Here is a 24,434-nt window from a genome sequence, read left to right as displayed (position 1 = left end):
AGAGCATTTTATGAAAGCCACAAACTCCATTACAAACAACCAAAAGAAATTTTTACGAGGCATTGCTCACGGACTCAGTCCGATGATTATTATTGGCTCGCAAGGTATAACAGACAACCTTATGGCTGAGCTTGAAAAAACACTCAAACATCATGAAATCTTAAAAGTTAAAATTGCAGCAGGGGAGCGTGAAGACCGCAAGGAAGTAATTGACTTCATTATCAAGGCAACACGTGCTCAACTAGTACACAGTGTGGGTAAGATGTTTGTTATCTATCGAGCACGTGCAAAAGACCCCCAATTAGAGCTGCCTAAAAACTAAGCAAGCCAAATAAATACCCTACTTAATTAACTCCGCAGGTTATTTAGGCCTCGCGCTAAATCTTGCTTAATATCCTCTATTCCTTCAAGCCCTACCGAAATCCTCACTAGGTTTTCGGTAATGCCTGCTGCTTCACGCTCAACAGGGTCAACACGAGAATGCGTGGTGCTGGCTGGATGCGTAATACTCGTTTTAACATCCCCTAAGTTTGCAGTAATAGATAACATTTTGGTCGAATCAATGACTGACCAAGCCTGCTGACGCCCACCTTTCACCCTAAAACTTAATAAGGCACCTGCTGCGCGTTGCTGTTGTTGAGCCAAGTCATATTGTGGATGCGATGCCAAGCCAGGATAAAATACACGTTCTACGGCTGGATGCTCACTCAACCACTCTGCCAGTTGTTGTGCACGAATAGAATGGGCCTCCATTCTTAAAGCTAGTGTTTCTAACCCTTTTATAAACACCCAAGCATTGAACGGACTCATACTTGGACCCGCCGTTCGAATTACACCACGAATCTCTTCGCCAACAGTCGCTTCAGAACCAACAATAGCCCCGCCCAAGCATCGCCCTTGACCATCTAAAAACTTGGTTGCGGAATGAATAACAATATCCGCACCTTGCTTCAAGGGTTGTTGAAAAATAGGCGTACAGAAACAATTATCTACCACTAGCAGCGCACCCTGCTGCCTTGCTAGTTTACTTAACCTAGCAATATCGGCTATTTCAGTTAATGGGTTTGAAGGGGTTTCTAAAAACAATGCTTTGGTGTTAGGTTGAATCGCATTCGACCAGGCCTGGTAATCAGTCTGAGGTACGAATGAAATTTCTATCCCAAACTTTTTTAGGTATTTATTAAATAAAACCTTGGTGGTACCGAAAATACTTGCTGATGAAACCAAATGATCACCCGCTGTTAAGGTACCCATAAAACAAGCCAATATCGCCGCCATGCCCGAAGCAGTTGCCACACAGGCTTCCCCGCCTTCAAGTAGGGCGAGTTTATTTTCAAAAGTACGAACCGTTGGGTTAGTAAATCGTGAATAAACATTACCAGGCACTTCACCACTGAATCGATCCGCAGCCTGTTGCGCTGAATCGTACACATAGCTTGACGTTGGAAATATCGCTTCACTATTTTCTTGTTCGTGTGTGCGTTCGTAACCCGCACGAATAGCCAATGTTTCTAAACAAAACTGTTCCAAAATACGCTCCTAGTCTGCGTTATTATGCAAACCAACCACCTCAGGGGCCGAGTTTTTGTGATTGGCTTTACTCTGGTCGTTGCGAAGACTCGCAATGGCTTCCAGATACTCCTGAGTAATATCACCCGTCACATATTCACCACTAAAACACGAGGTATCAAAGCTTGAGATATGCTCAGTACCCGCACCAACCGCATCAATTAAATCATCCAAATCCTGATAAATAAGCTTATCAGCACCAATATAAGCGGCAATTTCCTCAACGCTACGGTTATTTGCCACTAACTCAGATGCGGCTGGCATATCAATGCCATAAACATATGGATAGCGCACGGGGGGAGCGGCTGAAGCAAAATACACCTTGTTGGCACCTGCATCGCGGGCCATTTGAACAATCTCGCCAGATGTGGTGCCCCTAACAATCGAATCATCCACTAATAATACATTCTTACCTTCAAACTCAAGATCAATCGCATTTAGCTTTTGACGAACAGATTTTTTTCGCTGCTGTTGTCCAGGCATAATAAATGTTCGACCAATATAGCGGTTCTTAATAAACCCTTCACGGTAGGGTTTATTGAGCATAGAGGCAAGCTGTAGGGCTGAAGTTCGACTGGTATCAGGGATAGGTATAACCACATCAATATCATGATCAGCCCATTCCCGCTGAATTTTTTCTGCCATTTTCTCGCCCATTCTTAGTCGAGCCTTGTAAACAGAAATGTCATCAATCATAGAGTCAGGTCGGGCAAAATAAACAAATTCAAAAATACATGGGCTATAACGAGGATTATCATGACATTGTTTAAAGAAAATCTCACCATTTTGTTTCACGACAACCGCTTCTCCTGGCGCAAGGTCGCGGAACCGTTCAAAGCCTAAACCATCAAGTGCTACGCTCTCAGAAGCTACCATATAATCGGTGCCTTTAGCAGTCTCACGTTTACCCACAATCACTGGACGCAATGCAAAAGGATCACGAAAAGCAAACAAGCCAACACCCGATACTAACCCTATCGCAGCATAGCCACCCCGAACACGCTGATGCACACGTCCAATAGCGCTAAAAATGTCATCTTGATCAACAAACAGCTTTTGTTTTTGCATCAGTTCATGGGCAAATACATTAAGCAACACCTCTGAGTCAGAATCTGTATTTAAATGACGTTGATCTTGTTGATATATTTCCTTGCTTAACTGTTCCGCATTCGTCAAGTTGCCATTATGCCCCATCACGATACCATAGGGTGAATTGACATAAAAAGGCTGCGCCTCAGAACTTGAAGCTGACCCAGCTGTCGGATAACGGACATGACCTATACCAATAGAACCGTGCAAATCGCGCATATGACGAGTGCGGAATACATCTTTAACCAACCCATTATCCTTACGTTGATAAAAACGCCCTTGTTCATAGGTAACAATTCCTGCCGCATCCTGACCTCGATGCTGCAGAATCGTTAATGCATCATAAAGCTCCTGATTAACAGGTTCGCCACTTGCTGAAACAATACCTACTATGCCACACATGTTTTACACTCGCTAAAATAACTTTAAAATTTCTCATCCCAATAGATTTGGGATAAGGACGATTATACCCAACAAAACTCTCGACTTTAATCTCACGATTTATCGAACTTTAACAATCAACGCATCCACTGAAAACTCTGCATCCAACTCTTTTTTTGCTAACTCTGCTGCGCTTAAGCTATCGAAAGGTCCTACTCTAAGAGAATAAAGGCGACGCTCTTGGTTAGAAAAGTCGCCAATGGTTACCTGATACCTACCTTCCAACTGATTAAAAACACGATGCGCTGATTGAATATTTCCATAAGAAGCCACTCGAACTAACCATTGACCAGTAGGATTAACTTGGTTAAACCCATTTGAAACTAGAGAAGGCTCAGTACCAACCTTGTCTGACTCCTTATGAGCTGATTGTTGCTTAGAGGCTCGCTGATGTTCCGCTGCATGGCCAGCTAACCCTTGCGTTTGCATCGTCTTTTCATCAGCCGTTAATCCTTGAAGCGAAAAAATATCTTTCATTTCTGAAAAATCAACGGGGGAAGCGTACCAGCTAGGCACCAAAATAATTAATAAACTCAGCCAAATAATAGCACCGGTTACTCTATGCTTGGTTAACTCATCCACCCAGCCGCTCCATAGCTTGAGAGACAGTGATAAACGAACCATAAACTAAAATATGTTTAGCAGGTGTGTTTTTTGCCAAAATAATGGCCTCATCCATCTGCTCAGCGCACTGAATATTTGACCTAGCTATACCTGATTGAGTTAAACAACCTACAAGCGTACCAACCGAACTTGCCCTTGGCACACCCAAATCCACCACAATCCATTGACTAACAAAAGGCTTAATCTGTTCAACCATAGGCAACAAGTCTTTATCCGCCAAACCTGAAAAAATAGCCAACTCTGGTTTTTCGGGTTGTTGGGCTAAATAATTGGCCAGCATTTTCACTGATTGAGGGTTATGTGCAACATCAAACAACCAGGCCTGGTTATTTAACACCAAGGTTTGTAGCCGACCAGGGTTTGTAACACCTTGTAAACCTTGATTTATTGCACTCAAGGTTACAACAAGTTTCGATTGCATTTTCAACAAAGCCACTACACCTGCTGCGTTTTGCAATTGAAAATCGCCTTTCAAAGAAGGTTTACTAAACACAAAGCTTTGCCCAGTTGATTTAAACTCAACGCCATCCAATGAGGCGCAGAAACTATAATCTCTTCCCGGCAGTTTCAAGTTTGCTTCAATCGCATCGGCATGTTTAATGACTGATTCAGGTGGCGATGGATCGGAGCAAATAGCCAGTGCGTTTTTACGCATCACGCCTGCTTTCTCATAACCAATTTTTTCTCTGTCGGTTCCTAACCAATCACTATGATCAATATCAATCGATGTTAATAAACAAGCATTCGCATCCACAATATTAACAGCATCTAAGCGTCCTCCCAGGCCAACCTCAAGAATCGCAACATCTAATTCAGTTTGATTAAAAACAACCAGGCCTGCTAGGGTTGCAAATTCAAAATAGGTTAGACTGGTTTCTTTTCTAGCTTGTTCGATTAACTCAAACGCATTAGTAATCTGAGTATCATCGACCTCTATACCGTTAATTTTTATTCGCTCATTAAAGCGAAGAACATGCGGAGAAGTATAAGAGCCAACCCTGTAACCAGACGCTAATAAAATCGACTCCAACATGGCTACAGAAGAACCTTTACCGTTCGTCCCCGCTACGATAATCACATAAGGCGCAGGTTGCAGCACAGCCAAATCTAACCCCACCTTTCGCACACGCTCAAGACCAAGATCAATTTCTTTACTATGCAAACCAGATAGCCTGTCCAGCCAAGCGGCAAGCGTTTGAGGATAAATCATAATTTACTCTATTGTTTTAGTAATATTCGACAAATTGATGCTAGCTCCTTGGCCATATTGTGACGGTGAATAATTCTATCAATAGCACCATGCTCCAAAAGGAACTCGCTGCGCTGGAAGCCTTCTGGTAGCTTTTCACGAACAGTTTGCTCAATAACACGAGGGCCGGCAAAACCTATTAGCGCCTTGGGTTCCGCCACATTTAAGTCACCCAACATGGCAAAACTGGCGGATACGCCACCCATTGTCGGGTCTGTCAAAACTGAAACATAGGGCAACCCTTGCGCACGTAATCGCCCCAAAGCCGCACTGGTTTTAGCCATCTGCATCAACGAAAACATAGCTTCTTGCATCCGAGCACCGCCACTAGCAGAAAAACAAATCAAAGGACAGCGACGCTCAATGGCCTCATTAACTGCGCGAACAAACTTCTCCCCAACCACAGAGCCCATTGACCCCCCCATAAACTGGAACTCAAATGCCGCCGCGACCACTTCTAAACCCTCAATCTTCCCAACCTGAACAATAAGTGCATCTCGTTCACCTGTTGTTTTTTGAGCAATAGAAATACGATCTTTATATTTCTTCTGGTCTTTAAATTTAAGTGCATCAACCGGTGAAACGGAAGCGGCAATTTCAAGGCTAGAGCCTTCGTCAAAAAAAGCCTCCAAACGACGGCGAGCTGTTAAGCGCATGTGATGGTCGCACTTGGGGCAAACATCTTGATTGCGGTTAACTTCAGAGCGATACAATACACTTTCACATTTTGGACACTTAATCCACAACCCCTCAGGAACATTTTTTTTACGTTCAGTTACCTGTTTAATGCTGGGCAGAATTTTTTCAAACCAACTCATTGTTATCTCCTTGGTCTGCGCGTGCAATCGATTGTTTAAATAACTGCATTTGATCCGTTAATGCTTGTTTTATGGCTTCTGGGTCCTGGTGATGTTGCTCAACTAAACCCACTAAAGCAGAACCAATTATGACCGCATCACCAATTTTCGCCATATTAAAAGCTGACTCAGCATCACGAATTCCAAAACCGATTCCGACAGGTAAACCAACTTTGTGTTTTAACTTACTCACCTGAGTAGCCACCTCAACTGTATTAACCGTACCTTTGCCTGTTACCCCTTTTAAAGATACATAATAAACAAAGCCACTACCCAATTGATTAACCGCCTCTAGACGCGACTCCGGGGTGGTTGGGGATACCAAAAATATACGTTCTAAATCATGTGCTTTTAAAGCTTGTGCGTATCCCTCAGACTCATCTGGGGGCATATCGACAGTAAGGACACCGTCAACCCCAGCAGCTTGAGCTTGCTGAGCAAAACGCTCAAACCCCATTGCTTCAACAGGATTTAAATATCCCATCAAAATAACAGGCGTGTCAGAATCGCTGTCTCTAAATGCTTTAACCATAGCCAACACTTGCTTCAAGCTCACCTTATGCGCTAAAGCGCGCTCAACAGCTTTTTGAATAACGGGGCCATCAGCCATCGGATCAGAAAAAGGTACACCCAACTCAATTAAGTTCGCACCTTGTGCAACGAGCAAGTGCATCAACTCAACCGTTAAGTTAGGATGAGGATCACCTGCAGTGATGTAAGGAATCAATGCAGTTTGATTCTGTTGCTTTAATAACGCTAAGCGATGCGAAATTCGATTCGTTTTATTCATAATTAAAACTCAAACCCTTCTATTTTAGCGATAGTATTCATGTCCTTATCCCCACGCCCAGATAAATTAACAATAATTGTTTGATCCTTACTCATCGTGGGAGCCAGTTTAGTAACATAAGCCAAGGCATGACTAGTTTCTAAAGCTGGAATAATACCTTCTAATTGAGTTAGATCACGCCAACCTTGCATGGCCTCGTCATCATTAATCGCAACAAACTTTGCACGCCCTATATCTTTTAGCCAGGCCAATTCAGGTCCAACGCCTGGATAGTCTAAGCCTGCCGAAATAGAGTGTGTACCCATAATCTGCCCATTCTCGTCTTGCATTAAATAGGTTCGATTACCATGAAGCACACCCGGCTTACCTTTACATAATGGTGCAGCATGCTCACCCGTCTCTAAACCATGCCCGCCTGCTTCAACGCCAATAATACGCACGGACTCATCAGGTAAAAATGCATGGAACAGTCCCATTGCATTCGAACCACCACCCACGCAAGCAACTACCACATCGGGCAATCTTCCCTCTTCTTTTTCAAGATGCTGCTGTCTCGCTTCACAGCCTATAATTGATTGGAAATCACGCACAATCATCGGATAAGGGTGAGGACCCGCAACGGTTCCAATTATATAAAACGTATCATCAACATTTGTTACCCAATCACGCATCGCTTCGTTCAACGCATCTTTTAATGTACGTGTTCCAGATTCCACAGCCACAACCTGTGCACCTAGCATTTTCATGCGAGCGACATTCGGCGCTTGACGCACAACATCATCCGCTCCCATGTAAACGACGCACTCCAAACCTAAACGCGCTGCAACGGTGGCACTAGCTACTCCATGCTGCCCCGCACCTGTTTCGGCTATTATCCGCGTTTTACCTAGGTGCTTGGCCAGCAGAGCTTGACCAATCGTATTGTTTATTTTGTGCGCACCCGTATGGTTCAAGTCTTCACGTTTTAAATATATTTTTGCGCCGCCGAGTTTATCACTCCAACGCTGAGCATAATAAAGAGGTGATGGGCGACCAACATAGTCTTGATAATCCGTAGCGAGCTCTTTAAGAAAATCAGGATCAGCTTTTAACGCATGATACTGCTGCTTTAACTCTTCCAGCGGTGCCATCAATGTTTCTGGTGCAAATACACCCCCATAAGGACCAAAATGACCTTTATCATCTGGAAATTGTGAAAAATCTATAGTCATTGAACACTCTTGTCATTATGCATACGCAGCACATTAGGCATGCGCTTGGTTAATAAATTGCTGAACTTTTTCAGCTGACTTAATCCCTTTACTGGCCTCAACTCCACCACTCACATCTACCGCCCACACACCCGTGAGCTGAATGGCTTGTGCAACATTATCCGGTGTAAGCCCACCCGCTAAAATAAGCGGCATTATAAAGTTGCTTGGCACCCACTGCCAATTGAACATTTCGCCCGTACCACCTGGAACACCTGGCTTATAAGTATCAAGCAATAACCCCTTTGCATCATGATAAGTTTCTGCCAAGGCGGACAAATCAGTGGTGGATTGCATAGCAATCGCCTTAATATACGGTCGTGAGAACTGACGACAAAATGCTGCCGATTCTTGTCCATGAAACTGCAAAAGATCAACCTTAACCTCGTTGATTACCTGCTCAACCAAATCAACGTGCGGATCAACAAATAAAGCCGTTGTAGTCACAAAAGCAGGAAGGTTTTTGACAAGCTGAACAGCCTCAGCGACGGACACTGATCGCGGGCTCGGTGGGTAAAACACTAAACCTAGGGCATCAGCACCGGCATTAGCCGCCGCTAAAACATCATCTACTCGGGTAATACCACAAATTTTTACACGTGTTCTATATGTCATTGCCAAAGTACCTCATTAGGCTGCGTTATTGGCAAACCAAATTCACTGGGGTAAAACGCATTTACAAAATATAAACCTGAGGCAGCAGCAGTTACCGTTGCTTGAGTACGATCTTTAAGGGCTAATAACGTTTCAACCCAAGATGGATCAGCCTGCCCTCGACCAATCTGCACTAAGGTGCCCGCAATATTTCTCACCATATGGTGTAAAAACGCATTCGCTTTGATATCAATAAATACAAAATCGCCCCGCCTTGTCACCCTTACCATCTGCACCTCTCGTCTTGGGTGAGATGCCTGACATTCAGAGGCGCGAAATGAAGAAAAATCTTGTTCCCCAAGTAACAATTGAGCGGCTTGATGCATTTTATTAACATCCAAAGGATGTCGCTCCCAAGTTACTCGACCCGTTAAAATAGCACAAGGTGTGGGTCGGTTAAAAATCACATATCGATATTGACGTGCTACTGCACTAAAGCGCGCATGAAAATGCTTATCAACGGTTGTGACCCAACTTATTCTAACATCGTCAGGCAAGCGCGTATTTGTTCCTTCAAGCCAAGCGTTTATCGGCCTTTCTACCGATGATTCAAAATGCACTACCTGCCCCACAGCATTAACCCCCGTGTCGGTGCGACCAGCACAAAAAACCTCCACAGGTTGATTAGCAATAAAACCAAGCGCTTTTTCTATCTGAGCTTGTACTGACGAACAATGATGCTGCTTCTGCCAACCGCAATAGGCTTGACCTAAATACTCTACACCTAAAGCTAACTTTGTCATTGATTAAAGATACTTCTCAATCAATACCTCAGCAATTTGAACCGTATTGGTCGCTGCACCTTTTCTTACATTATCAGCAACAACCCAAATATTAAGTCCTTTTTCACACGAAATATCCTCGCGGATTCGCCCGATATAAACAGGGTTTGTATCTGCTGCATCACTCACTGCCGTTGGGTATCCGCCCTCTTTATGCTCATCAATAACAACCAGGCCTGGTGCTTTTTCAAACAAATCACGTGCTTGCTGTGCTGTTATTTTTTGTTTTGTTTCGATATGAACCGCTTCACTATGTCCAAAAAACACGGGGACACGTACCGCTGTTGGATTTACTTTAATTAGATCATCACCCAATATTTTCTTGGTCTCCCAAACCATTTTCATTTCTTCTTTGGTATAACCATTTTCCATAAATACATCTATTTGTGGAATACAGTTAAACGCAATCTGTTTAGGATAAACCTCACACTCGACAGGTTTTAAGTTCAGAATGCTTGCTGTCTGTTTTGCTAACTCCTCAATCGCTTCTTTTCCTGTTCCAGACACGGCTTGATAAGTAGCGACATTGATGCGCTCAATACCTACCGCATCATAAATAGGCTTTAGCGCTACAAGCATTTGTATTGTTGAGCAATTCGGACTAGCGATAATTCCACGTGCCTTATAGCCAGCAATGGCTTCAGGGTTAACCTCAGGTACAACCAGAGGAACATCATCATCATAACGAAACTGTGAGGTGTTATCGACAACAACACAACCTGCAGCCGCTGCTTTTGGGGCATAAATTGCAGATACACTTGCGCCAGGTGAGAATAAACCAATTTGCACTTGTGAGAAGTCAAAGGTTTCTAAATCTTGTACAGCAACCCACTCCCCATTAAATTCAATTTTCTTACCGGCAGAGCGGCTACTGGCTAGCGGATAAATTTTACCGACAGGAAAATTACGCTCCTCAAGAACCTTCATAATGGTTTCGCCAACAGCACCCGTTGCGCCTACAACAGCTATATCATATTTTTTAATCATCTATTTAACCTATTTATTTCTGTCTGTTTTCAATTCAAGTTGCTCGACTTTAGTCATCGGCTCCAAACCAGGTGTCTCTCCTTGATCCATCGATTGACCAATAAACCGTCCTCCTGACTCTATAGTTAAAGCCCCCGTAACCAAATCCCCTATAAAACATCCACCCTCTAATATTTCAAGTGAGTTACAGTGGACCTTGCCCTCTAAATGCCCACTTAAAAAAATAGTTTTCGCACAAGTCAATCCGCTAACACGCCCCATCTTACCTATTGAAACATCACTCGTTGACTGCAAATGCCCTTCTAACTTACCATCAATGTGTAACGAGCTTTCAAGATTAATTTCACCGTTTATGGTGCAATCTTGAGCGATAATTGTTTTTCCACTTTTTCGACCTGATTTCTGATCACCTGACTTAAAGAACCCCATGGTACCCCCTCAACTTTATCGAAAATACTATCGTAATCATCAACCGCCCATCTGACAAAAGGAGCCGGGTTAAGCTTGCGCTGCACAAAAATCACTTCATAGTGAAGGTGAGGACCTGTTGATACGCCTGTGGTTCCTATACCACCCAGCAAATCACCTTTTTTTACAAACTCACCCGCCTTTACGTTTAAATTATGTAAATGACCATAGAAGGTTTTAAAACCAAAGTCATGACTGAGGATGACCAGATTCCCATAGCCGCTCGCCTGGTGATAACCTGAATATTCAACAACACCATCTGCCGTTGCTATAACCGGATCACCCTGCTTTCCACGGTAATCTATTCCATTATGAAACTCTCTAGTACCCCTCACAGGATGGGTTCGCCAACCAAACCCGCTCGACACACCTTGAAAGTGACCTACTGGAAGGCCATTGGGGATTCGCTCTAGCATTATTTGTTTTTCTAGCGTAGTGAGTTGAACGAGCTTAACACGATCTTCTATAGCATCTTCAGGCTCACGCTCAACACCCATCAACTCTTCTAAACCCTGTAAGGTTTGATCCAAGAATGTAAGCTGCTGAACTTTGCGCTCCAGCTCAGTCGAAAGTGTTGCATACTCATCCATAAGCCTTGCGTAGTCTTGTTGCCGGGTTTCTAACGTCCTTAAAAATGAACTTTCTGCTGCTTGCCTGCTCTGCTCTATATCCACCACTTCTTTGCTTAACCACCAAATACTAAAAGAAGCGATCAAAACAAAACCCGCCAGCCCTAACAACATGACACCAAAATATTTCTTAAATATATTCCCAAACGAATAGTGGCGTGAACCATGCACGTCAGTAATCGTAATCGTGAAATGTTGCCTTGAGGCCATAGTATTAAACGCCAGCTAATGCATCAACAACAGCTTGACCCATTTCAGAGGTTGAGGCTTTTTTCATTCCTTGAGAATAAATATCACCGGTTCTAAGCCCCTGATCCAATACATGACTCACTGCTTTTTCAATTTTAATAGCCAAATCTTCCCGGCCTAAGCTATAACGCAACATCATCGCAGCTGAAAGGATTGTTGCTAAAGGATTCGCTAGGTTTTGCCCTGCTATATCTGGGGCTGAGCCGTGACTCGGTTCATACATACCTTTATTGTTTGCATCCAATGATGCTGAGGGCAGCATACCTATTGACCCGGTTAACATTGATGCCTCATCAGACAAAATATCACCAAACATATTTCCCGTCACTACAACATCGAACTGCTTTGGATTTCTAACTAATTGCATGGCCGCATTGTCAACATACATGTGACTCAGCTCAACCTCAGGATAGTCTTTTGACAATTCCGTCATCACTTCTCGCCACAACTCTGTCACTTCAAGTACGTTAGCCTTATCCACTGAACAGACTTTTTTATTACGCTTCATAGCAGCTTGAAACGCAACATGACCAATGCGTTTAATTTCTGACTCAGCATAAACATAGGTGTTATAACCCTGACGCTCACCATTGTCTAAGGTACGAATACCTCGTGGCTGGCCAAAATAAATCCCACCCGTCAACTCGCGAACAATAAGAATATCCAGGCCTGAAACTACGTCTGCTTTTAGGGTTGATGCTTCAGCCAGCTGAGGGTACAAAAAGGCTGGGCGCAAGTTTGCAAACAGCTGCAAGTTCGAACGCAAACCAAGCAATCCCTTTTCAGGACGCACTGAAATATCTAATGATTCCCACTTATAACCCCCTACGGCACCTAATAAAATTGCATCAGCCTCTTTCGCTGCCTGCAAGGTTGGTTCGGGTAACGGGTGACCCACAGCATCATAACCGGCGCCACCAACTAGCCCTTCCGTCATCTCAATATCAAGACCATGATTCGCTTTTAGCGCTTCCAGAACCTTAACTGCTTCTGCAACAATCTCTGGACCAATGCCATCACCCGGTAACAACAATACATTTTTTGCCATCTCTCTATCCTAACTTAGTTGTCCGCAAATAACCAAGGTGCCTGCTGGCGACGCTTAGTTTCATAATTTCTAATATCTTGCTGGTGAACCAACGTTAAGCCTATATCATCCAACCCGTTAAGCAAGCAGTGGCGCCTAAATGAGTCTACCTCAAATGCAATTTCATGCTTATCGGCCGTTGTGAGTACCTGCCTTTCAAGATCAACATCCAGTTTATAACCTACATTCGTCTCAACTTGCTTAAATAGCTGATCCACCACTTCTTCGGTTAATACAATCGGCAAAATGCCATTTTTAAAGCAGTTATTAAAAAAAATATCCGCGAAGCTTGGTGCAATCACCACATCAAAACCATAATCTTTTAATGCCCAAGGAGCATGTTCACGGCTTGAACCACAACCAAAATTCTCGCGCGCCAGCAGAATCTTTGCGCCCTGATAACGTGGTTGATTTAACACAAAATCCGGGTTAAGTGGACGGTTTGAAGAATCCTGCCCAGGCTCACCTACATCCATATAACGCCACTCATCAAACAAATTTGGCCCAAATCCACTGCGTTTTATCGACTTTAAAAACTGTTTGGGAATAATCGCATCCGTGTCAACATTCGCTCGATCTAAAGGCGCAACAATTGCATTAAGTCTATTAAATTGCGTTAAGCTCATACCGCCACCCCCATTAACTCACGCACATCGGTAAAATGACCTGCTACCGCGGCGGCAGCGGCCATCTGTGGGCTGACAAGATGGGTGCGACCTCCTGCACCTTGGCGTCCTTCGAAATTACGGTTAGAGGTAGAGGCACAATGTTTTTTCGCAGGCAACCGATCTGCATTCATCGCCAAACACATTGAACAACCTGGGTTTCTCCATTCAAAACCAGCCTGTATAAATATTTTATCCAACCCCTCAGCTTCCGCTTGCTGCTTAACCAAACCCGAACCTGGAACAGCTAGCGCTTGCTCAACATTAGCCGCAACCTTCCGCCCCTTTAAAACCTCAGCGGCTGCACGCAAATCTTCAATTCGAGAATTAGTACAGGACCCAATAAAAACGTAATCGATTTTAATGTCCTTAATCGGCATATTAGCTTGCAAACCCATATAATCTAGCGCACGCTGGATACCCGAAGACTTAACCGGATCGGCTTCATGACTTGGATCGGGCACACGACCATTAATATCCACCACCATTTCAGGTGACGTACCCCAGGTGACTTGAGGCTGGATACAGGAACCATCAAGCTCTACAACCTTGTCAAAAATGGCATCTTCATCAGACGTTAAGGTTGACCAGTAGTCAACAGCTGCTTGCCAATAGTCTTGCTTAGGTGCAAATGTTCGGCCCTTGACGTACTCGATAGTTTTGCTATCAACGGCAACCAGGCCTGCTCTTGCCCCCGCCTCAATCGCCATGTTACAAACAGTCATCCGGCCTTCTATTGACATATCACGCATCACCTGTCCACCAAACTCAATGGCACAACCTGTTCCACCCGCTGTACCAATTTTGCCAATAATGGCCAGTACAACATCTTTTGGGCCAACACCCGGCTGAAGATATCCATCGACACGAACAAGCATGTTTTTCATTTTTTTCTGAATCAAACACTGGGTTGCAAGTACATGCTCTACCTCAGATGTACCTATGCCGTGTGCCAATGCACCCAGTGCGCCATGAGTTGAAGTATGTGAATCACCACATACGACCGTCGTACCCGGCAAAGTAGCACCGGATTCCGGGCCAACGACATGAACAATACCCTGACGTGGGTCACCCATGCCATACTCTGTAATCCCAAACTCACGGGTATTGCTATTGAGCGTTTGTACTTGAATGCGTGATATTGGATCTTCAATACCTTCAACACCACCAACAAGACTGGTAGTAGGCACATTATGATCAGGGGTCGCAAGATTAGCATCTATACGCCAAGGCTTTCTTGCTGCCAGCCGCAAGCCTTCAAAAGCTTGGGGAGAGGTAACTTCATGTAAAAGCTGACGATCAATATAAATTAAAGCCGTGCCGTCTTCTTCTTGACGCACCACATGATCATCCCATAACTTATCGTAAAGTGTCTTGCCTGCCATAATCATCCTATTACTCAATTCAATTATTATGCATTTTATTATCTACCTATTATTCTAGGTTTTTTTATAAATATCTTAAAATTATATCATTTCAGGCCCTTCATAACCTAGTAAAATACATCCTTCATTGTCAGCCAATAAAATTAAACACCAAAGCTAAAACCTATGAGCTATCAGATAAAAGAAGTATTCTATTCATTACAAGGTGAAGGTGTCCACACTGGGCGCCCTGCCATTTTCTGCCGATTTAGTCAGTGTAATTTATGGAGTGGACGCGAGCAAGATCGCCAAGATGCAATTTGTCAATTTTGTGATACCGACTTCATTGGTACAGACGGTCAAAATGGGGGACGCTTCAACTCAGCCGATGCGCTAAGTCAACACCTTTTTTCTTTTTGGCCAAAGACTACTAGCCAAGCCCCGTTTGTCGTACTTACCGGTGGCGAGCCTTTATTACAGATTGACCAGGCTCTTATTGAAAGCCTGCACCAACATGGCTTTTATATCGCTATAGAAACCAACGGCACCAAGCAACCTCCAGAAAAAATAGACTGGATTTGTGTAAGCCCCAAGGCTGGCGCTCCTTGGCTTCTGACCGAGGGCGATGAGTTAAAATTAGTTTACCCGCAACCAGGGCTAATGCCCGACAAGATCAAACTAAAAGGATTCAAACACTACTACCTGCAGCCGATGGATGGCATTCATCAACAACACAACCTTAAACAAGCTATTACTTACTGCCTAAGGCATCCTGAGTGGAAACTTAGTTTACAAACACACAAAATAATGAATATTGACTAACCAGCACCCTTAAGCTGGCCTGCTTACACTAATATCTAAGGATAAATGAATGTGGAATGAAAAATATAATCGAGATGACTTTTTATATGGCACTGAACCAAACGACTTTTTAAGAGTAGCCAGCCTTATACTTCCAGAAAACGCCCGTCTTTTGAGCCTCGCAGAAGGTGAAGGACGAAATGCCTGCTATTTAGCTCAACAAGGTCATCAAGTCACCGCTGTTGACGCCTCAGATATTGGTTTAGAAAAAACCAATATCTTGGCAGAGATCAAATGCGTGAAGATTACAACAGAATTGGCGGATCTAAGCACATTCGACTTAGGAGTTGAACAATGGGATGGAATTATCGCTATTTTCTGTCACCTCCCTCCAGAACTCAGAACCAACCTCGCGAAAAGAATCATCAAAGCACTCAAGCCTGGTGGTTTTTATATTTCAGAGGTCTATGCTAAAAACCAGCTGCAACACAATACCGGCGGCCCAAAAGACCGCAATCTTCTGGTTGACTTAAGCGAAATACAACAAGACATGCCGCAGTTAAACTGGGTTCATGCTAAACAATTAGAACGAGATATAGTAGAAGGTACAGGTCACACAGGCATAGGCTGGGTAAGCCAAGTTATCGGCCAAAAACCCGCTTAACACGCTAAAGCTGGCGCCCTGTTTTATCGACCATGATAATAACGCGCCGGTTTAAAGAGCGACCATAAGCATTGTCATTCGGCGCGATAGCTTCATTATCAGCCCTTCCCTCTATTGTCACCAGGTTTTTATCAACCCCCATGTAAATAAAAGTACGCCCAACGGTAGCTGCACGCGAGGCTGACAACTCCCAATTAGAAGGAAACTGCAGGGTATTTATTGGAACACTATCGGTATACCCGGTGATTCTTATCGCTTGACCACGCCCGGCTAAAGTTTCTCCAAGTAACTCAAGTTGAATACGAGTGCGCTCATTGATGGTTGCGCGCCCACTTTCAAAAAAACTATCAGAGCGCAAAGTAATTTTGGTATGTGTAGGCGTATCTTCTATATCAATATTCTTTGGATCTACCTGTGCCAAAGCTTGCTGTATCTCTTCGATCGATGCGACTGGTTTTAAATCCAGCGGATTTAAATCAGAACCCAGCATACTTGCATTTTTCTGTTCTATACTCGAGGTTTTTTCACCAAGCAATGAATCTACAAATGCTTCTCTATCGGCCGGATCTACCACTGAGATTAGCCACATGACCAAAAAAAACACCATCAAGACTGTCATGAGATCAGCCAGCGCTATCTTCCACGAACCTCCATGTGCCCCGCCTTCATCATGGCCTGAACCCCTTCGGCGAGCCATTAGCCTTTAGCCCAGTTCATATTAAACTCTTGGTAATTCATATTCAGGCGGAATGCGCTGACGCGCTATTTCGATAGCCAAGCTAGGCGAAACTCCATTGGAGTAAGCATCAAGATAAGCAGCAATCATTTCAAGCAAGGCACGCTCTTGACGATTCATCACCTCTAAAAAATGGGTAAAAGGTGCAACAAACGCAAAGGCCAAAAAAATACCCATTAAGGTACCAACCAGTGCAGCACCAACAGACTGGCCTATTAACCCAACATCCATTTCACCGCCAAGTAATGTCATGGTCATAATAACACCCATAATAGCTGCGATTATCCCAAAACCTGGCAGCCAATCAGCAATCTTACCCGTCGCCTTTGGAACCTCCATTCTTGAGTTATATATCCCATCAACTTGCTCAATCAAATGAGACTCAAAATCTTGACTTTGTGGTGGATTAAGCAAAAGATAACTAAAGTTATCAACGATAAATTTTTTTAAAACGCGATGCTTTAAAACCCTCGGATACTTACTAAAAATTGGGCTCGACTCAGGCGTAAAAATATGCTTCTCAAGGGTTAAAACCCCACTAGCTCGCCCAGTTCTAACTAGCTCATCCAACACACCCAGCGCCTCTGCATAGAGTTGTTTATTTACAGGTTCACCACCAAATACTCGCCCAATGCTTGCAACCGTGGCTAACCAAACATGCATAGGCGCCGAAAGCATAAAAGCTCCCAAAGCAATCCCCAAAATAACCACTAGCTCAGCGGGATGCCAAATAGCAGCCAAATTGCCACCCATCAGCATAAAACCACCGAGGAAGCTCAAAAAAACAATAACAATTCCGAAAGGTTTGGCTAGTACACTCATTTAACTTATTTAACTCATTTCTTTTTTATGCTGACACTACTCAGCTAAACGTATAGTGCCAACTTCTTTTAAGGTTCTCGGTAAAGGAACACCGCGCTTAGCACGTTCAGACAAGGCTTCTTCCAAAGAAAGAGCACTAAATGTCTTAACATACCCACCTGCCACAAACTCAAGCTTTGTACCCGCCGCACAACTAAATACTGCATTCACGCGATCGCCTTTGGCTAACTGGATTAGTTTATTACCCTTCCCTCTTGATAACTGCGAAAGCTCATTCGCTGGAAAAACTAACATCCTAGGTTCGGACGTTACCACTATAACCCAACCCTCTTCAACTAATTTACAAGGTGCTAAAACTTGAGCATTACTCGATAAAGTTATAACCGACTTTCCTGACTTGGTTTTGGAAATTAAACTATCGTACTCGGTTACAAATCCATAACCCGAACTTGAAGCCAGCAGGATTTTCTCACCTGACTCACCCATTAGCAATTGTTTAATAACCGCCCCTGCTGGCAAGGTAAGTCGCCCGGACAAGGGTTCACCATGGCTTCTAGCAGAGGGTAGGCTATGACCGACTAAACTATAGGCTCTACCTGTAGTGTCAAAAAACACAGTCATTTGGCGCGACTGCCCTTTCACTTGTGCAGCAAACCCATCGCCTGACTTGTAAACAAGCTGTTGACCATCAACATCATGACCTCTTGCTGCTCTTACCCACCCATTTTCTGACAATACCACCGTAATCGGTTCTGAAGGCAACAAGTCCTGCTCACTCATCGCCTGAGCAGATAACACCTTGACCAGCGGAGAACGTCTACCATCCCCATAGGTTTTGGCATCAGCAATCAGTTCTTTTTTAACCTGGGTCTTAAGCCTAATTTCACTCGATAAAATTAACTCAAGCCTATTTCGCTCGCTATCCAATTCACTTTGTTCAGCACGAATCTTTACTTCTTCCAGTTTTGCCAAATGGCGCAACTTTAACTCAAGGATGGCTTCAGCTTGAATTTCAGTAAGATTAAAGCGCGACATTAACACCGGTTTAGGCTTTTCTTCTTCACGAATAATCGCGATAACTTCATCAATACTAAGGAAAGCAACTAATAGACCATCAAGTATATGCAAACGATCCAAAACCTTATCTAAACGATATTGCAAACGCCGCCGTACAGTTTCAACTCGATAAATCAGCCACTCGTGCAACATACCCGATAACGACTTAACTTGCGGGCGGCCGTTTAAACCAATTACATTCAAATTAACCCGATAACTTCGCTCCAAATCAGTCGTTGCAAACAGATGTAGCATTGTGATTTCAATGTCCACTCGCTTTGAGCGCATTTCAATCACCAGCCGAGTTGAATGTTGATGATCTGACTCGTCACGCAGGTCTACAACCATGGGTAATTTCTTTGCCCGCATTTGCATGGCAATTTGTTCTAAAACTTTAGTAGCTGAAACCTGAAAAGGCAAAGCGGTAATAACCACATTTACGCCATCTTCAACTTCATAGGCTGCACGTTGCCGGATAGAGCCATGGCCTGTCTTATAAATTTTCTTAATTTCTTCATGGGGGGTAATAACAAGGGCATGATTTGGATAATCAGGCCCTGGAATCAAATCGAACAATTCATCATCTGAGATTTTAGGTCTTTCTAATAATGCCACGCACGCATTAACTATCTCAACTAAATTATGAGGAGGAATATCCGTGGCCATCCCCACCGCAATTCCCGATGTACCATTCAATAAAATATGCGGTAGCCTAGCGGGCAAAACTTGAGGCTCAACAAGCGTTCCATCAAAGTTTGGAACCCAGTCAACCGTACCCTGATCAACCTCTTCAAGCAAGGCTTGAGCGAACTTAGACAACCTTGATTCCGTATAACGCATCGCTGCGAATGATTTAGGGTCATCAATTGACCCCCAGTTTCCTTGCCCATCAACCAGCGGATAACGGAACGAAAAATTCTGTGCCATCAAAACCATGGCTTCATAACAGGCGCTGTCACCATGTGGGTGAAATTTACCTAATACGTCACCCACCGTTCTTGCCGATTTTTTGTATTTTGAGCTCGCCTTTAATCCCAATTCAGACATAGCATAGATAATGCGACGCTGGACTGGCTTTAACCCATCACCTAAATGCGGCAGTGCACGATCCAAAATAACGTACATTGCATAATCAAGATACGCCTTTTCAGTAAATTGAGCGACAGATTGCTGCTCTATTCCATCATAGTTTATTAGATTCTTAGACACGGTTAGCCTTTGTTAGGTACATTATTAATCTTTTGACATTTTTCCAATAGCACAACTAACAAACGACTTTGCTTTCGCACCCACAGCATTCAAACCTTCCACAGACCCTTCTTCAGGATAACCTAAAGATAAAAGTAACGACTTAATCTCAGCTAAACGAGTTTGTGTTGAATCAAACGTTAAAGTACCTTGTTCATAATCAACCACCGCATTCGTGACATCATCAAACTGCGATAGTTTTGATATAATAGTTTTAACACAGCCACCACATTTTATGTTTTCCAATTTAAGCGTATGTACCATTTCTAATCCTAAAATTTAATGAGTTAAAACATGAGACCACCTTCAAACACCTCTAGCTCGGGTGTAGAAAAACCCAGACCCAAACGAGCCAATCTAGACAAACCTGCCACACTCATTGTTCACACAACCCTAACACCCATACGTGTGGTAAATATATCCACAACGGGTGTCGGCGTAATAAGCTCACAAAATTTACCACCAAAAACCATAACAGCAATCAGACTAAGTTTATATTTTTACAACGAATTGACTGAACTAACCCTACAGGCAAAAGTAGTGCATTCAACCCCAGTTCAGCATGACTACCTTGTTGGACTTGCCTTATTTGACGTCAACCCATTTACACTTCGTGTTATAAACCAGTTTGTTATGCTTAACACTTAAAGCGAATCGCGATTTGAGCGAATTCGCCAGCTTTTTTTTTCAATAATCTGCTTTGCCGTTTTAAATGATTTTATTTTCTTTACTGGCTTTTGTAAAAGCAAGTTATTAGGAAAAACCAGAATATTATTGTCCTGATCTATAAGATGCATCTGAAATAGTCCGATTTCAGATATCTCTCCTTTAACCGAATTCACTCCATCAATAATTTCAATTTTATCGCCAACCTTGGCAGGAAAATTAAAAAATACAATAACACCTGATGTCAGGTTGCTTAATATTGACCACTGCGCAAACAATGCAACACCCAGAACGGCCAGCACTGAAGTCGTAACAACCCAAAGGCCGCGGTAATCAACTCCCCATATCATTGAAATAACCAATACCAGGATGGACGCTAACATAATTTTTAGCAACCACACGATTTGCTCAACTCGATTTTGGTGTTTTTTGTGTTCAACAGCCCAGTTTCTAATAAAAGCTGAGCCGACTTTCAAAATAAAAACAAAACCAACAACACTCATTACAGCAAACAATAGCTGAAACAACCAACGATATTCAGCGAACACTAGCGCCTCCAAAACAAAAAGCTAATTTTTTAATTAATCAGTAGGATTGTTCAATATGATGTTTAAAGGTTTGTAAATCATTTCTTATATCATAAAGAAGGTCAGCAGGAATTTTAGCATCCATGGCTAAAGACGGTGAGGACTCAAGCGGCACAAACTTAGACTTTGAAAGCCTTGCCTTGGCGCCAGGAATTGTGTAGCCCTGCTCGTGTAGAAGGATTTTAATTTCCATAAGCAGGACAACATCCTGTTTTTGATAATAACGCCTTCCACGACGTTTATTCGGATTCAGCTGAGGAAACACTTGCTCCCAGTAACGCAAGACATGTGTTTTCAGTTGGCAAATCTCACTTACCTCACCAATCGTAAAGTATTTTTTATCTGGAAGATCTATTTCCAACTGCGAAGACTGAGGCATGTTAATTACTCATTGCTATCAATTTTTATTCTGAGTTTTTGGCCTGGTTTAAAGGTAACAACCCGTCTAGCCATAATAGGCACCTCTTCACCCGTTCTCGGATTCCGACCTGGACGTGAATTTTTATCTCTGAGTTCAAAATTCCCAAACCCTGAAATCTTAACACATTCACCACCAACCAGGACATCTATAATTTCTTGAAAAAAATCTTCGACCAACTCTTTTGCTTCACGCTTATTAAAGCCATATACATCGGCTAGTTTTTCAGAAATCTCTGCTTTCGTTAAAGTTGCCATTAACTTTCCTCTAGTTTTAATTCTTATCTTAGCTCAGCGGCCAAAGTCTTTTTTACATGCGTGATGATTGATTGCACAAGTTCATCTACTTCATTGTCTTGAAGCGTACGGTCTTGATGTTGAATCCTTAAACTCAGCGCGACACTTTTATCTGAATCTGCAACACCCTGCCCTTGATAAATATCAAACACCTGAACATCTTGCAATAAATTAGACTCGACCTGCTTAACAGTCTCAACTAAAGCTTGAACAGCTATAGAACGTTTAATCACAAATGCTAGGTCACGCTGCACTTCAGGGAACTTAGAAATACCTGTAACTTTAGGAACCTGCATCGTTAATAAACTATCCATAAATAGCTGAAACATAAATACAACACCACTTACACCAAATGACTTGCTCCACTGGGGATGCAATTGCCCCATGATACCAATATGCTGCTCATCCAGCAAAATCGCAGCACATTGACCAGGATGAAACTCGGGAGACTGAGTAGGTAAGAAATGAACACGACCATGCAAGTGACTCATAGCTAATAAGTTTTCAACATCGCCTTTTAAGTCATAAAAATCTACTATCCGTGTATCATTTGCCCAACCAAAAGGATACGCCTCACCCGCAATCAGCCCGCCCATAACCGGGGTTTGCTGAATGTGACCTTCTTCTAAGCTAAACATTAAACCGGTTTCAAAAATACGAATACGGGATTGCTGACGCTTCTGGTTATAACTTAGCGTTTGTAGCAGGCCAGGAAATAATGAAGTACGCATAGCCTTCATATCTTCTGAAATAGGGTTTTGTAACAGAACATAGGGGATTTCAGGGGATAGTTTCTGCAGCGCTTTCTCATCAACAAAACTATAAGTAATCACTTCATGATACCCCCGCTGCAGCATTGCTTGGCGTAACATATGGGTGTCTTGTTCCGACTCCGGAAGTGGCTTAAGGCTTAAAGGCATACCGACCTGACTATCTGGCAGATTGTTATAGCCGTAAATACGAGCCACCTCTTCAATCAAATCCACCTCAATTTGTAAATCAAAGCGATACGAAGGAGCCTTCACTGACCATCCCTGATCAACTTTAACTACCTGACAGCCTAAGCGAACCAACACATCATCAACAAAACAATCTTCAATCTGTGCGCCTAGCAATTTATGTAGACGCTCTCTACGTAACACCAGCTCAGCAGGTTCAATAAGGGCAGAAGAATCAACGACACTAACCCATTGTGAAACCTGACCTCCTGCAATATCTGTTAACAGCTGTAGTGCTCGATTTAAAGCACGCTCTGGCAACAACGGATCAACACCACGCTCAAACCTATGTGATGAATCGGTATGAAGACCATACTGACGTGCCTTACCGACAATCGCTAGAGGCGAAAAATGGGCGCACTCAATAAACAATCGACAGGTTGTATCTGTGACCGAGGTCTCTAAACCACCCATCACACCCGCTAACGCAATGACAGCTGAATCATCAGCAATAACCAACGTCTGCTCATTAAGCACCAACTCTTTACTATCCAAGGTGACTAAGCTTTCACCTAGCTTAGCATAACGAACTTGTACCGTACCTGTTAGCCTATCTGCATCAAAGGCGTGCATAGGTTGGCCAAGCTCAAGCATAACGTAATTAGTGATATCCACAATCAAGCTAATCGGGCGAATACCCGAACGCTCTAGTCGACGCACCATCCAATCGGGTGTTTCAGCAGCGTTATTAAAGCCTTCTAGCGTACAACCCAAGTACTTAGGGCAGGCCTGGCTGTCTAAAACCTCAACAGCTTGTGTACAAGAACCTTGGCCTTTGAGCTGATAAGATTCATAAGGCTGTGAAAGCTGGGCTGAACTGATGAGTGCTATCTCGCGAGCTAAACCTTCTACGCTCAAACAATCAGCGCGATTAGGGGTTAAGTCAACATCAAGCATTACATCATCAAGCGCAAGATACTGACGTATATCAAGCCCTAAGGGTGCATCTGAAGGTAAAATTCTCAGACCATCGTAATCCTGCACTAAACCCAACTCTTCGCCCGAGCACAACATACCCAACGATTCAACACCACGAAGTTTGGCTTTTTTGATCATAAAATCACCAGGAAGCCTTGCACCTACTAAAGCGCATGGCACCTTAATACCTACACTAACATTAGGTGCACCACAAACGATCTGAATCAACTCACCCGAACCAATATCCACCTGGGTTACATTTAATTTTTCCGCATCCGGGTGTTTTTCAACTTGCACAACCCGTGCAATAACCACACCACTGAAAGCAGGAGCCACAGCCTCAATGCCATCTACCTCCAAACCAGCGAGACTTAATGCCTCTGCTAATGCTTGCGTATCCCAAGCTGGATTCACCCAATCTCTTAGCCACTGTTCACTTAATTTCATTCGACTAACTCATTATTATTAAT

General features: G+C 43.3%; 27 protein-coding genes. 4 read left to right on the top strand and 23 right to left on the bottom strand.

Annotated features, from left to right (window positions below; genetic code table 11):
- Positions 1-10: 10 nt before the first annotated feature.
- On the top strand, positions 11-322 hold the full coding sequence (gene yhbY / locus P8S55_RS07475; protein ID WP_289223606.1) for a ribosome assembly RNA-binding protein YhbY: 312 nt from the start codon (positions 11-13) through the stop codon (positions 320-322).
- A gap of 26 nt (positions 323-348) precedes the next feature.
- On the opposite strand, the gene P8S55_RS07470 is transcribed toward yhbY, so the two are convergent.
- The 15 genes from P8S55_RS07470 to leuC all read right to left on the bottom strand — a co-directional run bounded on the left by P8S55_RS07470 (position 349) and on the right by leuC (position 14,775).
- Positions 349-1,530, bottom strand: coding sequence for an O-succinylhomoserine sulfhydrylase (locus tag P8S55_RS07470; RefSeq protein WP_289223605.1), 1,182 nt, complete (start codon positions 1,528-1,530; stop codon positions 349-351).
- Between the two features lie 9 nt (positions 1,531-1,539).
- Complete coding sequence (purF, locus tag P8S55_RS07465; protein ID WP_289223604.1) at positions 1,540-3,060, bottom strand: amidophosphoribosyltransferase; 1,521 nt, start codon at positions 3,058-3,060, stop codon at positions 1,540-1,542.
- Positions 3,061-3,159: 99 nt separating this feature from the next.
- Entirely contained in the window at positions 3,160-3,681 is a 522-nt protein-coding gene (locus P8S55_RS07460; RefSeq protein ID WP_289223603.1) for an SPOR domain-containing protein, read from the bottom strand.
- Positions 3,674-4,933 carry a bifunctional tetrahydrofolate synthase/dihydrofolate synthase gene (gene folC, locus P8S55_RS07455; protein ID WP_289223602.1) on the bottom strand — a complete coding sequence of 420 codons (1,260 nt, stop codon included), beginning with the start codon at positions 4,931-4,933 and terminating at the stop codon, positions 3,674-3,676. Before folC ends, P8S55_RS07460 begins: the two co-directional genes overlap by 8 nt.
- Positions 4,934-4,941: 8 nt before the next feature.
- Positions 4,942-5,790, bottom strand: a complete 849-nt coding sequence (gene accD, locus P8S55_RS07450) for an acetyl-CoA carboxylase, carboxyltransferase subunit beta (RefSeq protein WP_289223601.1) — start codon at positions 5,788-5,790, stop codon at positions 4,942-4,944.
- Complete coding sequence (trpA, locus tag P8S55_RS07445) at positions 5,777-6,619, bottom strand: tryptophan synthase subunit alpha (RefSeq protein ID WP_289223600.1); 843 nt, start codon at positions 6,617-6,619, stop codon at positions 5,777-5,779. Before trpA ends, accD begins: the two co-directional genes overlap by 14 nt.
- Before the next feature lie 2 nt (positions 6,620-6,621).
- Positions 6,622-7,830, bottom strand: coding sequence for a tryptophan synthase subunit beta (gene trpB / locus P8S55_RS07440; protein WP_289223599.1), 1,209 nt, complete (start codon positions 7,828-7,830; stop codon positions 6,622-6,624).
- Between the two features lie 33 nt (positions 7,831-7,863).
- Complete coding sequence (locus P8S55_RS07435) at positions 7,864-8,484, bottom strand: phosphoribosylanthranilate isomerase (RefSeq protein WP_289223598.1); 621 nt, start codon at positions 8,482-8,484, stop codon at positions 7,864-7,866.
- Entirely contained in the window at positions 8,481-9,266 is a 786-nt protein-coding gene (truA, locus tag P8S55_RS07430) for a tRNA pseudouridine(38-40) synthase TruA (protein ID WP_289223597.1), read from the bottom strand. The genes P8S55_RS07435 and truA overlap by 4 nt, the downstream gene beginning before the upstream one ends.
- 3 nt (positions 9,267-9,269) lie before the next feature.
- The gene (locus P8S55_RS07425) at positions 9,270-10,292 is read right to left on the bottom strand and encodes an aspartate-semialdehyde dehydrogenase (protein WP_289223596.1); all 1,023 of its coding nucleotides are present in this window, start codon (positions 10,290-10,292) and stop codon (positions 9,270-9,272) included.
- A gap of 9 nt (positions 10,293-10,301) precedes the next feature.
- Positions 10,302-10,721 carry a bactofilin family protein gene (locus P8S55_RS07420; RefSeq protein ID WP_289223595.1) on the bottom strand — a complete coding sequence of 140 codons (420 nt, stop codon included), beginning with the start codon at positions 10,719-10,721 and terminating at the stop codon, positions 10,302-10,304.
- The gene (locus P8S55_RS07415; RefSeq protein WP_289223594.1) at positions 10,643-11,599 is read right to left on the bottom strand and encodes a M23 family metallopeptidase; all 957 of its coding nucleotides are present in this window, start codon (positions 11,597-11,599) and stop codon (positions 10,643-10,645) included. The genes P8S55_RS07420 and P8S55_RS07415 overlap by 79 nt, the downstream gene beginning before the upstream one ends.
- Positions 11,600-11,603: 4 nt before the next feature.
- Positions 11,604-12,686 carry a 3-isopropylmalate dehydrogenase gene (leuB, locus tag P8S55_RS07410; protein ID WP_289223593.1) on the bottom strand — a complete coding sequence of 361 codons (1,083 nt, stop codon included), beginning with the start codon at positions 12,684-12,686 and terminating at the stop codon, positions 11,604-11,606.
- Positions 12,687-12,700: 14 nt separating this feature from the next.
- Complete coding sequence (leuD, locus tag P8S55_RS07405) at positions 12,701-13,351, bottom strand: 3-isopropylmalate dehydratase small subunit (protein ID WP_289223592.1); 651 nt, start codon at positions 13,349-13,351, stop codon at positions 12,701-12,703.
- On the bottom strand, positions 13,348-14,775 hold the full coding sequence (gene leuC / locus P8S55_RS07400) for a 3-isopropylmalate dehydratase large subunit (RefSeq protein WP_289223591.1): 1,428 nt from the start codon (positions 14,773-14,775) through the stop codon (positions 13,348-13,350). Before leuC ends, leuD begins: the two co-directional genes overlap by 4 nt.
- A 165-nt stretch (positions 14,776-14,940) precedes the next feature.
- Between leuC and queE the strand changes: the two genes are divergently transcribed.
- Positions 14,941-15,576 (top strand): 7-carboxy-7-deazaguanine synthase, encoded by a 636-nt coding sequence (gene queE, locus P8S55_RS07395; RefSeq protein WP_289223590.1) that lies wholly within the window; start codon positions 14,941-14,943, stop codon positions 15,574-15,576.
- A 49-nt stretch (positions 15,577-15,625) separates the two neighbouring features.
- On the top strand, positions 15,626-16,219 hold the full coding sequence (locus P8S55_RS07390; RefSeq protein WP_289223589.1) for a class I SAM-dependent methyltransferase: 594 nt from the start codon (positions 15,626-15,628) through the stop codon (positions 16,217-16,219).
- A 4-nt stretch (positions 16,220-16,223) separates the two neighbouring features.
- On the opposite strand, the gene P8S55_RS07385 is transcribed toward P8S55_RS07390, so the two are convergent.
- The 4 genes from P8S55_RS07385 to P8S55_RS07370 are packed head-to-tail and all read right to left on the bottom strand — an operon-like array spanning position 16,224 to position 20,345.
- Positions 16,224-16,916: an OmpA/MotB family protein gene (locus tag P8S55_RS07385; protein WP_289223588.1), complete on the bottom strand. Its 693-nt coding sequence runs from the start codon at positions 16,914-16,916 to the stop codon at positions 16,224-16,226.
- Positions 16,917-16,937: 21 nt separating this feature from the next.
- Entirely contained in the window at positions 16,938-17,777 is an 840-nt protein-coding gene (locus tag P8S55_RS07380) for a motility-associated protein (protein WP_289223587.1), read from the bottom strand.
- Positions 17,778-17,813: 36 nt separating this feature from the next.
- Positions 17,814-20,042, bottom strand: a complete 2,229-nt coding sequence (gene parC, locus P8S55_RS07375) for a DNA topoisomerase IV subunit A (protein ID WP_289223586.1) — start codon at positions 20,040-20,042, stop codon at positions 17,814-17,816.
- 24 nt (positions 20,043-20,066) lie between these two features.
- Positions 20,067-20,345 carry a heavy-metal-associated domain-containing protein gene (locus P8S55_RS07370; RefSeq protein ID WP_289223585.1) on the bottom strand — a complete coding sequence of 93 codons (279 nt, stop codon included), beginning with the start codon at positions 20,343-20,345 and terminating at the stop codon, positions 20,067-20,069.
- A gap of 30 nt (positions 20,346-20,375) precedes the next feature.
- Between P8S55_RS07370 and P8S55_RS07365 the strand changes: the two genes are divergently transcribed.
- Positions 20,376-20,729 (top strand): PilZ domain-containing protein, encoded by a 354-nt coding sequence (locus tag P8S55_RS07365; protein WP_289223584.1) that lies wholly within the window; start codon positions 20,376-20,378, stop codon positions 20,727-20,729.
- Here the strand turns inward: P8S55_RS07365 and P8S55_RS07360 are convergent.
- The 4 genes from P8S55_RS07360 to pheT are packed head-to-tail and all read right to left on the bottom strand — an operon-like array spanning position 20,726 to position 24,411.
- Entirely contained in the window at positions 20,726-21,295 is a 570-nt protein-coding gene (locus tag P8S55_RS07360) for a mechanosensitive ion channel family protein (RefSeq protein WP_289223583.1), read from the bottom strand. The genes P8S55_RS07365 and P8S55_RS07360 overlap by 4 nt on opposite strands.
- 37 nt (positions 21,296-21,332) lie before the next feature.
- On the bottom strand, positions 21,333-21,713 hold the full coding sequence (locus P8S55_RS07355; RefSeq protein WP_289223582.1) for a MerR family transcriptional regulator: 381 nt from the start codon (positions 21,711-21,713) through the stop codon (positions 21,333-21,335).
- Between the two features lie 5 nt (positions 21,714-21,718).
- Positions 21,719-22,009, bottom strand: coding sequence for an integration host factor subunit alpha (locus tag P8S55_RS07350; RefSeq protein WP_289223581.1), 291 nt, complete (start codon positions 22,007-22,009; stop codon positions 21,719-21,721).
- A 23-nt stretch (positions 22,010-22,032) separates the two neighbouring features.
- A complete protein-coding gene (pheT, locus tag P8S55_RS07345) occupies positions 22,033-24,411 on the bottom strand; it encodes a phenylalanine--tRNA ligase subunit beta (protein WP_289223580.1) in 2,379 nt (792 codons plus the stop codon).
- Between the last annotated feature and the right edge of the window lie 23 nt (positions 24,412-24,434).

This window comes from Thiomicrospira sp. R3 (assembly GCF_029581415.1).
Lineage (GTDB): Bacteria > Pseudomonadota > Gammaproteobacteria > Thiomicrospirales > Thiomicrospiraceae > Thiomicrospira.
Note: the sequence above shows the minus strand (reverse complement) of the source record. Positions and strands in the feature narration are given on the sequence as shown.

Coding starts and splice junctions, on each gene's coding strand:
- leuC (WP_289223591.1), bottom strand. CDS start 14,775: ATGGCAGGCAAGACACTTTACGATAAGTTATGGGATGATCATGTGGTG.
- P8S55_RS07415 (WP_289223594.1), bottom strand. CDS start 11,599: ATGGCCTCAAGGCAACATTTCACGATTACGATTACTGACGTGCATGGT.
- accD (WP_289223601.1), bottom strand. CDS start 5,790: ATGAGTTGGTTTGAAAAAATTCTGCCCAGCATTAAACAGGTAACTGAA.
- purF (WP_289223604.1), bottom strand. CDS start 3,060: ATGTGTGGCATAGTAGGTATTGTTTCAGCAAGTGGCGAACCTGTTAAT.
- P8S55_RS07435 (WP_289223598.1), bottom strand. CDS start 8,484: ATGACATATAGAACACGTGTAAAAATTTGTGGTATTACCCGAGTAGAT.
- P8S55_RS07355 (WP_289223582.1), bottom strand. CDS start 21,713: ATGCCTCAGTCTTCGCAGTTGGAAATAGATCTTCCAGATAAAAAATAC.
- P8S55_RS07390 (WP_289223589.1), top strand. CDS start 15,626: ATGTGGAATGAAAAATATAATCGAGATGACTTTTTATATGGCACTGAA.
- trpA (WP_289223600.1), bottom strand. CDS start 6,619: ATGAATAAAACGAATCGAATTTCGCATCGCTTAGCGTTATTAAAGCAA.
- queE (WP_289223590.1), top strand. CDS start 14,941: ATGAGCTATCAGATAAAAGAAGTATTCTATTCATTACAAGGTGAAGGT.
- P8S55_RS07380 (WP_289223587.1), bottom strand. CDS start 17,777: ATGAGTGTACTAGCCAAACCTTTCGGAATTGTTATTGTTTTTTTGAGC.
- pheT (WP_289223580.1), bottom strand. CDS start 24,411: ATGAAATTAAGTGAACAGTGGCTAAGAGATTGGGTGAATCCAGCTTGG.
- P8S55_RS07420 (WP_289223595.1), bottom strand. CDS start 10,721: ATGGGGTTCTTTAAGTCAGGTGATCAGAAATCAGGTCGAAAAAGTGGA.
- P8S55_RS07350 (WP_289223581.1), bottom strand. CDS start 22,009: ATGGCAACTTTAACGAAAGCAGAGATTTCTGAAAAACTAGCCGATGTA.
- P8S55_RS07370 (WP_289223585.1), bottom strand. CDS start 20,345: ATGGTACATACGCTTAAATTGGAAAACATAAAATGTGGTGGCTGTGTT.
- P8S55_RS07365 (WP_289223584.1), top strand. CDS start 20,376: ATGAGACCACCTTCAAACACCTCTAGCTCGGGTGTAGAAAAACCCAGA.
- folC (WP_289223602.1), bottom strand. CDS start 4,933: ATGATTTATCCTCAAACGCTTGCCGCTTGGCTGGACAGGCTATCTGGT.
- P8S55_RS07425 (WP_289223596.1), bottom strand. CDS start 10,292: ATGATTAAAAAATATGATATAGCTGTTGTAGGCGCAACGGGTGCTGTT.
- trpB (WP_289223599.1), bottom strand. CDS start 7,830: ATGACTATAGATTTTTCACAATTTCCAGATGATAAAGGTCATTTTGGT.
- truA (WP_289223597.1), bottom strand. CDS start 9,266: ATGACAAAGTTAGCTTTAGGTGTAGAGTATTTAGGTCAAGCCTATTGC.
- leuD (WP_289223592.1), bottom strand. CDS start 13,351: ATGAGCTTAACGCAATTTAATAGACTTAATGCAATTGTTGCGCCTTTA.
- P8S55_RS07385 (WP_289223588.1), bottom strand. CDS start 16,916: ATGGCTCGCCGAAGGGGTTCAGGCCATGATGAAGGCGGGGCACATGGA.
- yhbY (WP_289223606.1), top strand. CDS start 11: ATGAAAGCCACAAACTCCATTACAAACAACCAAAAGAAATTTTTACGA.
- leuB (WP_289223593.1), bottom strand. CDS start 12,686: ATGGCAAAAAATGTATTGTTGTTACCGGGTGATGGCATTGGTCCAGAG.